This window comes from bacterium (genome assembly GCA_035370465.1).
Lineage (GTDB): Bacteria > Ratteibacteria > UBA8468 > B48-G9 > JAFGKM01 > JAGGVW01.
Genome location: DAOOVW010000056.1, coordinates 1 through 9,885 on the forward strand (window position 1 = coordinate 1; position 9,885 = coordinate 9,885).

At 30.1% G+C, this 9,885-nt stretch carries 12 protein-coding genes; 10 read left to right on the top strand and 2 right to left on the bottom strand.

Translation table 11 applies throughout. The features are described 5' to 3' along the window. From PLW95_07110 to PLW95_07155, 10 genes are all read left to right on the top strand, one after another. On the top strand, positions 1-1,279 hold a 1,279-nt coding region (locus PLW95_07110), incomplete at its 5' end, for a pitrilysin family protein (protein HOV22422.1). 23 nt (positions 1,280-1,302) lie between these two features. Next, a complete protein-coding gene (locus tag PLW95_07115) occupies positions 1,303-1,944 on the top strand; it encodes a corrinoid protein (protein HOV22423.1) in 642 nt (213 codons plus the stop codon). Positions 1,945-1,994: 50 nt separating this feature from the next. Further along, on the top strand, positions 1,995-2,606 hold the full coding sequence (gene plsY / locus PLW95_07120) for a glycerol-3-phosphate 1-O-acyltransferase PlsY (GenBank protein ID HOV22424.1): 612 nt from the start codon (positions 1,995-1,997) through the stop codon (positions 2,604-2,606). After that, positions 2,591-3,577 carry an NAD(P)H-dependent glycerol-3-phosphate dehydrogenase gene (locus PLW95_07125; protein HOV22425.1) on the top strand — a complete coding sequence of 329 codons (987 nt, stop codon included), beginning with the start codon at positions 2,591-2,593 and terminating at the stop codon, positions 3,575-3,577. Before plsY ends, PLW95_07125 begins: the two co-directional genes overlap by 16 nt. After that, positions 3,574-3,897: a MerR family transcriptional regulator gene (locus PLW95_07130; protein HOV22426.1), complete on the top strand. Its 324-nt coding sequence runs from the start codon at positions 3,574-3,576 to the stop codon at positions 3,895-3,897. The genes PLW95_07125 and PLW95_07130 overlap by 4 nt, the downstream gene beginning before the upstream one ends. Continuing rightward, positions 3,885-4,493 (top strand): phosphoribosylglycinamide formyltransferase, encoded by a 609-nt coding sequence (purN, locus tag PLW95_07135; protein ID HOV22427.1) that lies wholly within the window; start codon positions 3,885-3,887, stop codon positions 4,491-4,493. The genes PLW95_07130 and purN overlap by 13 nt, the downstream gene beginning before the upstream one ends. A 56-nt stretch (positions 4,494-4,549) precedes the next feature. Further along, positions 4,550-5,029, top strand: coding sequence for an N-acetyltransferase (locus PLW95_07140; protein ID HOV22428.1), 480 nt, complete (start codon positions 4,550-4,552; stop codon positions 5,027-5,029). Further along, entirely contained in the window at positions 5,026-6,129 is a 1,104-nt protein-coding gene (locus PLW95_07145) for a hypothetical protein (GenBank protein ID HOV22429.1), read from the top strand. Before PLW95_07140 ends, PLW95_07145 begins: the two co-directional genes overlap by 4 nt. 13 nt (positions 6,130-6,142) lie before the next feature. Next, positions 6,143-7,081, top strand: a complete 939-nt coding sequence (locus PLW95_07150) for a M28 family peptidase (GenBank protein ID HOV22430.1) — start codon at positions 6,143-6,145, stop codon at positions 7,079-7,081. Then, positions 7,078-8,283, top strand: coding sequence for an argininosuccinate synthase (locus PLW95_07155; protein HOV22431.1), 1,206 nt, complete (start codon positions 7,078-7,080; stop codon positions 8,281-8,283). The genes PLW95_07150 and PLW95_07155 overlap by 4 nt, the downstream gene beginning before the upstream one ends. A gap of 529 nt (positions 8,284-8,812) precedes the next feature. Here PLW95_07155 and istA read toward each other — a convergent pair. Together istA and PLW95_07165 are read right to left on the bottom strand one after the other, a co-directional pair. After that, positions 8,813-9,616 carry an IS21 family transposase gene (istA, locus tag PLW95_07160; protein HOV22432.1) on the bottom strand — a complete coding sequence of 268 codons (804 nt, stop codon included), beginning with the start codon at positions 9,614-9,616 and terminating at the stop codon, positions 8,813-8,815. Positions 9,617-9,676: 60 nt separating this feature from the next. Then, positions 9,677-9,885: hypothetical protein (locus PLW95_07165; GenBank protein ID HOV22433.1), on the bottom strand; the 209-nt coding region annotated here is incomplete at its 5' end.

The following is a 9,885-nucleotide window of genomic DNA, read 5'->3' on the forward strand; positions in this document are numbered from 1 at the left end:
GTCAGAAGGAGCATCTGGAAAAGAATTTACATCTAAAAATAAAGTTAAAGTAATATACAAAAAAATTCCTGATTTTCATTCTGTTGCTGTCGGTGTGTTTGTAAAAGTTGGAAGTAGAACAGAAGATGAAGAAATTTCAGGAATTTCACACTTTGTTGAACATATATTATTCAAAGGAACAAAGAAAAGAACGAGTAATCAAATAAAAGAAGAAATTGAAGGAGTTGGCGGTATGTTTAATGCCTTCACATCTGAAGAAGCAACATGTTATTGGATAAAAATTCTTGATGAATATTTAGAAAAAACATTTGATGTTTTATCAGATATGATTGAAAATCCTGCTTTAAAGAAAGAAGATATTGAAAAAGAAAGGGCTGTTATTCTTGAAGAAATAAAAATGTATAAGGATATACCTGCAAAATATGTTCATGAAATTTTTGATTCCATGCTTTTTGAAGGGCATCATTTGGGAAGACCAATTGCAGGGACGGAAGAAACAGTTAAGAAAATTACAAAAGAAGATATGGAAAAATATATGAATGAACTTTATGGTTCTTCAAATATTGTAATAAGTGTTGCTGGAAATTTCTCTGAAAATAAAATCAGAGATTTAAGCAAAAAATATTTTAAATTAAGAAATGGAAGGAAAATTACCTTTCCAAAATGGCAGGGAAATGAAAGTGGACCAAAAGTAAAAGTTCTAAAAAAAGATACTGAACAAACTCATATTGTAATTGGTGGTCTTGGATATTCAAGAGAAGATAATAGAAAATATCCATTATGTGTTTTAAATACAATTCTTGGTGGAAATATGAGCAGTCGTCTTTTTAATAAAATAAGAGAGGAAATGGGACTTGCTTATGAAATAGGAAGTTTTATAAGGAATTATACTGACACAGGTGCTTTTATAATTTCTGCTGGTGTAAAACATTCAAATTCACTTAAAGCAACAGAAGCAATTATTGGAGAACTTGTAAAAATAAGAAATGAAGGGGTAAATGACGATGAAATTGAAAGAAGTAAAAAATATTTAATTTCCCATACTCTTATGGGACTTGAAGGGAATCTTGAATACATGATGTTTCTTGGAGAACAACGACTTTTAAGAGAGAAAATTACATCTGTGGAAGAAATAAGAAAAAAAATAGAAGAAGTTACAAAAGAGGATGTTAAAGAAGTTGCAGAACAACTTTTTACTCAGAAAAATTTTTATTTAGCAATGATTTCTCCTTATGGAGAGGGAAAAAAATTTCTAAAAATAACTGATGAACTAAAATAAAAACTTTAAAAAGGAGGATTTAAATGTCAAATGAAATTTTAAATGGAATTAAAGAAAGTGTTATAGTGGGAGATGCAAAAAAAACAGAAGAATTAGTAAATAAAGCGGTAAAAGAGAATATTGAAGTTAAAAAAATTTTAGATGAAGGACTTATTGCAGGGATGATGGTTGTTGGAGAGAAGTTTAAAAATAATGAATATTATGTTCCAGAAGTTCTAATTGCTGCCAGAGCAATGCATAAAGGAATGGATATTATAGAACCATTAATTGTTCAGGCAGGAATAAAACCAGTTGCAAAATTAGCAATAGGAACAGTAAAAGGAGACCTGCATGATATAGGTAAAAATCTTGTAGTTATGATGTGGAAAGGTGCTGGATTTGAAGTAGAAGACCTTGGAATTGATGTTCCACCAGAAAAATTTGTTGAAGCAGCCAATAGAGGCACTCAGATTATTGGAATGAGTGCCCTTTTGACAACAACAATGATAGCAATGAAAGAAGTGATTGAAAAGTTAAAAGAAACAGGAATAAGAGATAAAGTTAAAATTATTATTGGGGGCGCTCCTGTTACACAGGAATATGCGGATGAAATTGGTGCAGATGCTTATGCACCAGATGCTGCCACAGGTGTAGATAAAGTGAAAGAATTGCTAAATATTAAATAAGAAGGGATAGGGTATATATTGGTAAATTTTAAATATATTTCAAAAATCTTATGGATATTTTAAAAATATTTTTTCTTTTTATCTTTTCGTTCATTCTTGGAAGTATACCTTTTGGTTATGTTTTATGTAAAATTATTAAAAAAATTGACATAAGAAAATATGGAAGTGGAAATATTGGTGCTACTAATGTTTACAGGGTATGTGGAGGATTTTTAGGGTCATCTGTTTTATTTCTTGATATAATAAAGGGCTATATCCCTGTTTTCATTTCAAGAAATTTTTTTGAATTTTCTTCTATAATTTCAATATTGATAGGACTTGCTGCTATTTTAGGGCATACTTTTTCTCCTTTTTTAAAAGGTAAAGGCGGAAAAGGAATTTCAACAAGTTTTGGTGTTATAATTGCTCTTTTCCCATTATCTGCTTTTTGTTCTTTTATTATTTTTGTTCTTGTTTTGTTTATTTTTCATATTGTTTCTGTTGCATCAATTACTGCAAGTTTTTTTCTCCCAATTTCTATTTATATTTCCTCCAAGGATATTCCTTTAACTATTTTTGGAATAATAATTTTTATTTTTATTATCTATACTCATAGAGAAAACATTAAAAGATTAAAAAAGGGAAAGGAGAAAAGGATAATTTTGCCATGGGAGAAAAAATAGGTATTTTAGGAAGTGGTGCTTGGGGAATTTGTTTATCACTACTACTATCAAAAAAAAATAATGAAATTACTCTCTGGGAACCAATAAAAGATAATTATGAAATTCTTATAAAAGAGAGGGAAAGTACAATTTATTTCCCTGGTGTAAAAATTCCAGAAAATGTAGTTATAACAAACTCTATTGAAGAAACAATAAAAAACTCTAATAATTTAATTATTACAGTAAGATCTACTTTTTTTAAAGAAACAATTGAAATAATTGAAAAACATTATTCAGACCAAAAAATTCTTGTTGGAACAAAAGGAATGGAAGTAAAGACAAAAAAATTCTTTTCTGAAATAATAGAAGAGAGAAGAATTGTTAAAAACTATGGAATTATTTCAGGACCAACAATTGCCCGTGAAATTGTATATGGTTTTCCATCAGCAGCAGTAATTGCTTCAAACTGTAAAGATATATCTTTATATTTTCAAAAACTTTTAAGCAGTGATATTTTCAGAGTATATATTACAAAAGATATAAAGGGAGTTCAGGTAGGTGGTTCTTTTAAAAATGTTATTGCAATTGGAGCAGGTATTATTGATGGACTCCAATTGGGTATGAACACAAAGGCATCATATTTAACAAGAGGGTTGAATGAAATGATAAAAGTGGGCAGGAAACTTGGAGGAAAAGAAAAAACATTAAGAGGGCTTTCAGGTATTGGAGACCTGATAACAACTTCTTTTAGTAAATATAGCAGAAATAGAAGTTTTGGAGAAGGAATTATAAGAGAGGGCAAAGAGAATTATCTGGAAAAAACAAAAATGGTAATTGAAGGCATATATGCAACAGATGTCTACTATACCCTTTCTCATAGATTGAAAGTTGAACTTCCTATAACATCATCAATTTACAGAATAATTTTTTCAAATAGCAGCCCAACGGAAGAAATAAATTATTTAATGAAAAGGAAACTTAAAAGAGAATGAATGAAGAAAAAGAAAAATTTTTCTATATTGGAGATGTAAGTAAAATAACAGGAATACCTGAACATATTCTTAGATACTGGGAGGGAGAATTTAGAATTTTAAAGCCAATAAGAGATCAGAGAGGACATCGTCTTTATAGTGAAAAAGACATTGAAAAAATTAAAAATATAAAGTTGCTTATTTATAAAGAGGGTTATAAAATAAAAGGTGCAAAGAAAAAAATAAAAACGAAAGAGGATAAAAAAAGTAAAAAAGGAATTGTTGATTTTTTAAATTACTTAATAAAAGAAATAGAAGGGATAAAAAAATGTTTAAAATAGGAGTTCTTGCTTCTGGAAAAGGGACAAATTTAAAGGCAATCATTGATTACATAAAAGGTGAGAAGGCATCTTTTGAAATAGGGATTGTTTTAAGTGATAATTTAGATGCAAATGCATTGACAATAGCAAAAAATGAAGGAATAAAAGCAGAATATATTTCACCAGGAAGATACAAAACATATCTTGAACCAGAAATTGAGAAAAAATATGTAAATATTCTAAAAGAAAACAAAGTAGAACTTGTATGCCTGGCTGGTTTTATGAGAGTGATAAAAAAAACATTTTTAGAAAATTTTTCAAATAAAATTATAAATATCCACCCTTCCCTTCTTCCATCTTTTCCTGGTATTGAAGCATGGAAACAGGCACTTGAATATGGTGTAAAATTTACTGGTTGTACTGTCCATTTTGTTAATAATAGAATTGATGCAGGCCCTATTATAATGCAAGCAGTTGTTCCCATTTTATCAGATGATACACCTGGATCATTACATAAAAGAATTCAGGAAAAAGAACATATAATATACCCATTATCAATTAACTTAATTTCAGAAGGAAGAGTAAGTATTTCTGGAAGAAAAGTACTTATAAAATAAAAATCCCCCTTTTTCCCCGTTGTCAAACGGGAAAGATTAAACGAAAAGAGGTAAAAATGCACACTAACCAAGATATAAAAATAAGAAAAGCAACAATAAAGGACACAAAACATATTAAAAAAATTGTAGATAAATTTGCTGATGAGGAAAAAATGCTTCCTTTATCTTATAATCAGATATACGAAAGAATTAGGGATTTCTGGGTAATTGAATCAGGAAAACAAATTATTGGTTGTGGGTCTTTAAAACCAACATGGAAAGACCTTGCTGAAATAAGGTCGCTTGCAGTAAAAGAGAATTTTCAAAAAATGGGATATGGAAAATTGTTAATTGAAAATATATTAAAGGAAGGGGAACAATTGGGCTTTAAAAAAATTTTTGTTCTTACATATAAGCCAGGATATTTTGAAAAATTTGGATTTAAAAAAATATCAAAATCAAAGTTGCCACATAAAATCTGGTTTGATTGTATAAATTGCCCAAAATTCCCAAAATGTGATGAAACAGCGTTAATAAAAGAACTTATAAAAAAATGAAAAAATTAATATTAATAATTTTTCTTCTATTCTTTCCTTCTATTCTTGAAAGTAAAGTTTTCTTCGGAGAAAATATAAAAATAGAAAGTATAAAAGAAGACATTTTTGCTCTTGGGGAGAAAATAGAAGCAAAAGGGAATCTTGAAAATGAATTTATTGGAATTGGTAGAAATATTCTTTCTGACATTTCTTTAAATGGAGATTATATTGGAATTGGGTTAAATCAGAAGTTAAAATGTGAAAGTAAAAGCGATGTTTATATGTTAGGAAATAATGTTGAAACGACAGGAAATATAAAAGGGAGTATAGCAATATTTGGTAGTATTATTTCACTAAAAGGTAATATAGAAAAAAATTTAAGGTTATTTGGAGAAAAAATCTTTCTTGATACAAATGTAGATGGAAATACTGTAATATGGGGACAGAATATTTATCTTAAAGGAAATTTTGGGAATTTAGTAATTCATAGTGACGAAATAAATTTTAATGAAATGTCAGTTATAAATGGAAATCTTGTTTATTATTCCAAAAAAGAAATGGATTTTAAAAATGTAAAAATTAAAGGCGAAAAAATCTGGAAAAAACCAATGAGTGAGACAATAAAAGAAAAAATGCCTATTTTGAAACTAAAAAGTTTTTATAATTTCCTTTCACTTTTATTCCCTTTCTTTTTTATGCTCTGGTTCACTCCCAATGTTCTTTCTCAGACAGCAATTTATTCAGGGAAAAAATTTTTATATTGTTTTGGACTTGGTATTATTTTAATATTGATTACTTTAATAATTGTTCCCATTATATTTGTAACAATAATTGGCATCCCTTTTGGTCTTATTGTAAGTTCTATATTTATTTCTTGTGTATATGTCTCAAGGGTTTTTCCACTAATTTTTGTTGGAAGAAAAATACTTTTTAAACTTCCTGATAAAAGAATAACATGGTTTTTTTCAACTTTTATTGGTGTTTTATTTTTTACTTTAATTTCAATAATCCCGAATTTAAAACTTTTACTTAATTTAATTACTATACCTGTTGGTTTTGGAGCAATTGTTTTAGGAAGAGTTGACCAATTTAAAAAACTAAAAAAAGCAAATTTTTTATAAAAAGGAGGCAAAAATGAAAATAAAAATTATTTCCAACTTAATAAAGGAAGTTAATGAAAAAAATTTATCAAATAATCTATTTTATCTTGCAAAAAACCCTCTCCCTTTTAGAAAATTAAATTATACTATACCAGGACATTCTAAAAATACACTATATGAAACAGATGATTTTATAGAAAATGAACTTGCAAAATATGGCTATAAAATTGAAAAAGAAGAAGGGAAAGTTCAAGCATACGGCAGGGATATAACAAAACCAAAAAGTTCTCAATATGCTCCACCATCCCCAGAATCGCCCTGGTATACTGCTCATAATTTATATGCAAAAAAGAAAGGTAAAACTTATCCTGATGAAATTATTTTAATTGTTTCCCATAAGGACTCCCAAAGTTGGGTGGATTCTCCTGGTGCTTATGATAATGCTGTTGGAGTAGTAAGTAATATGGAAATTGCAAGAATACTTTCAAATTACGAATCTGTTCGTTCACTATATTTCCTATTTTGTAATGAAGAACATACACCATGGACAAGTATAACTGCTGCAAAAAACGCCAAAACACGAGGAGATAATTTGATAATGATAATCAATATTGATAGTATTGGTGGTAAATCAAAAGAAGAGGCTGAAACAGGGGCAAAAACAAATGTAACTCTTTACACAACTGATGAAGGAGAAAAAATTGCTGACCTTATGATAGAATTAAATAAAATATATAATATTGGACTAATTCAAAGAAAATATAAAAGAACGTCTCCTGGGGATGATGATGGTTCATTTATCAAAGAAGGATATAAGGTAGCAGTAGCAAATATTGGCTCTTATCCTTATGCGGACCCAAATTATCATGATGAAAAAGATATTCCTGAATTTGTGGATATACAAAATGTAAAAATGTCAACTCAAGCAATATTATCTTCAATTTTAACAATTGACAAGGAGGGAATAAAATGAAAATAGTTGTTGCATATTCTGGTGGACTTGATACATCTATAATAATAAAATATCTGATAGAAAAATATAATGCAGAAGTTATTGCTTTTACTGCAAACATAGGACAAAAAATAAAAGAAAAAGAACTTGAAAAAAAAGCACTAAAAACAGGAGCAAAAAAATTTTATTTTAAGGATTTAAGGGAAAAATTTGTTAAAAATTACATCATCCCATCTCTAAAAGGTTCTGCTCTTTACCAGGACAAATATCCAATGGCAACTTCATTATCAAGACCTTTGATTGCAGAAGAAATGGTAGAAATAGCAAAAAAAGAAAAAGTTGATGCAGTTGCACATGGTTGCACAGGGAAAGGAAATGACCAGGTAAGATTTGAACTTACATTTAAATACTTATCTCCTGAACTTAAAATAATTGCTCCTTTAAGAGAATGGGATTTTAAATCCAGAGAAGAAGAAATTGAATATGCAAAAAAGAATAAAATCCCAATTCCTGTCTCAAAAGAAAAACCATATAGTATTGATGAGAATTTATGGGGTATATCAATAGAGTGTGGAAAATTAGAAGACCCATGGGAACAACCACCAGATGATGCATATCAAATTACCATATCTCCTGAAAAAGCACCTGATAAACCAACATATATTGAAATTGAATTTGAAAAAGGAGTTCCTGTTGGTCTCAATGGGAAAAAGATGGATATTTTGAAAATCATAGAATTTCTTAATAAAGTTGGTGGTGAAAATGGAGTTGGTAGAATTGATATGGTTGAAGATAGAGTTGTTGGTATCAAATCAAGAGAGATATATGAAGCACCAGCAGCAGTTATTTTACATACATCACATAGTGAACTGGAAAAACTTATTTTCACAAAAGAATTATGGGAATTTAAAAAACTTGTTTCAATTAAATTTTCACAACTTATTTATTACGGAAATTGGTTTTCTGATTTTAGAGAATGTTTAACCGCATTTGTTGAAGAGACACAAAAATATGTAACAGGAAAAGTAAAAGTAAAGTTATACAAAGGGAATTGTGAGGTTGTTGGTAGAAAGTCCCCTTACTCACTTTATATTGAAGAACTTGCAACTTATACTGAAAAAGATATTTTTGACCATAAAGCATCAAACGGTTTTATTGAAATTTTTGGACTTTCTGCTTTACTTGAAGGAAGGAGAAAATTAAAAACTAAAAAAGAGAAATAAAATGCTGATTTTTAAAAGATTTGTGCCTCTGTTCTGGTTAAGATAGAAGAACATGGTTCTCTAGGAGAACCATGTTCTTGAAAAGAGTATTTTGTTTCTGCCTATCTTTTCAGGACATGGGCTTAAAATCGTTATGCCGTCAAGACCATATCCTAATTGCAGGAATTTTAAAGGTTTTTCTTTCTACAAAGAAAATGCGATTGAGGGCTGCGACTTTTAGCCAGAGATGAAAATCGCATCAATATATTTTTGTTTGGTAAAAATATATTGATATAATAATAGCAAAAGATATTTCCCCTCACTCCGCCCTCTCCCCTCCACCACAAAGATTGGCGGACAGAATTAGGGGAGAGGCTCGCCCGTAGGGTTCCTCGCTTTTGGCTACGGATTATGAACTACGCCCGAGGGATTAAAGTGAGGGGAGAATTAAAGTAAGACAATAAATTTGCTGTCAAATTTGTATAAGGTGGTGGTAAGACAATATAGAGAAACACAGTAGTTCATATGAACAACCGAGGCTATGGGAGATTTAAAGAAGCCCCGACCTTTGGTCGGCGTTCTTCACTTTCCCTTTATGACGAGGTGTTCCTATTCTACAAGGTGATACTAAAAAACCATAGTGCTCGGCAAATTCTAAATAAGACCTTTGTAATACCGTATCATACACAGCTGCTTTTACAACCGCCGCCTTTAAGTTGTCTAATACTACTTTCTTTACCACTCCCTCAAAATATTCAAACCCATCCTGCTGTAACCTTAACCATGTACTTATCTTCTGGTCAAAAACAAACTTAACAAATATATGTCTACTATAACTTAATACCATCCCAAAACACCACGCCTTCCGCAACCTTTTCTCCACAAAATCATACATCAATCCACTATATCCAAAATCTACCTGTGCCTCTTCTCCCGGTGCTGTCTCTATACGAAAGTATTTATCAGACTCTTTTTCCCTTATATTCTTTATATATCGCCTCACAGAATCATAACTCCCTTTAAATCCATAGTTGTCTCTTAATCGTTCGTATATCACCTGTATACTACAATTTTTACTTATTAATTCTTCTACCCTGTCGTGATATGGAACTACTTTGGAACCTTTTCTTTCTCCTATCCCAATCATACCTGATTCTTCTAAAAATTTCTCTATTATCTCCAAAGAAGGTAGTTCACCTTCCAATAAATTATGCCAGTTAGCCCATTGTCTGTATTTTGATACCGTCCTCCTGTTAATTCCCAACATCTTTGCTATCCGACGATTACTCTCTTTCATCCTTAAACATCTTAACATCTCTCTTATATCTATCACTTTTATTCTCCTTCCTGCCATAATATACCTCCTTTCAGGTCTTTAGGATGTTTCCTAAAAGGTTACATATTTAGACACTTTTTACAATCTTTTTCTCCCTATTCGACCTGGCGCACTATGAGTGCCGATAGTTAGTACATTATACCCTGCTTGGTGACACCTTCCTTCCTCTGTTATCTTTATCTCCCCTTTCTTTTCTAATATCGGTACTATCTCTCCTATATAATCTCCTAATCTCCTGCCACATGGACAATCTAATATGTACCATACTTCTTTTAATGCTTTTTCCA

What these genes read in the sequence shown, in the direction of transcription:
- PLW95_07115 (HOV22423.1), top strand. Translation starts at nt 1,303, where the DNA reads ATGTCAAATGAAATTTTAAATGGAATTAAAGAAAGTGTTATAGTGGGA.
- plsY (HOV22424.1), top strand. Translation starts at nt 1,995, where the DNA reads ATGGATATTTTAAAAATATTTTTTCTTTTTATCTTTTCGTTCATTCTT.
- PLW95_07125 (HOV22425.1), top strand. Translation starts at nt 2,591, where the DNA reads ATGGGAGAAAAAATAGGTATTTTAGGAAGTGGTGCTTGGGGAATTTGT.
- PLW95_07130 (HOV22426.1), top strand. Translation starts at nt 3,574, where the DNA reads ATGAATGAAGAAAAAGAAAAATTTTTCTATATTGGAGATGTAAGTAAA.
- purN (HOV22427.1), top strand. Translation starts at nt 3,885, where the DNA reads ATGTTTAAAATAGGAGTTCTTGCTTCTGGAAAAGGGACAAATTTAAAG.
- PLW95_07140 (HOV22428.1), top strand. Translation starts at nt 4,550, where the DNA reads ATGCACACTAACCAAGATATAAAAATAAGAAAAGCAACAATAAAGGAC.
- PLW95_07145 (HOV22429.1), top strand. Translation starts at nt 5,026, where the DNA reads ATGAAAAAATTAATATTAATAATTTTTCTTCTATTCTTTCCTTCTATT.
- PLW95_07150 (HOV22430.1), top strand. Translation starts at nt 6,143, where the DNA reads ATGAAAATAAAAATTATTTCCAACTTAATAAAGGAAGTTAATGAAAAA.
- PLW95_07155 (HOV22431.1), top strand. Translation starts at nt 7,078, where the DNA reads ATGAAAATAGTTGTTGCATATTCTGGTGGACTTGATACATCTATAATA.
- istA (HOV22432.1), bottom strand. Translation starts at nt 9,616, where the DNA reads ATGGCAGGAAGGAGAATAAAAGTGATAGATATAAGAGAGATGTTAAGA.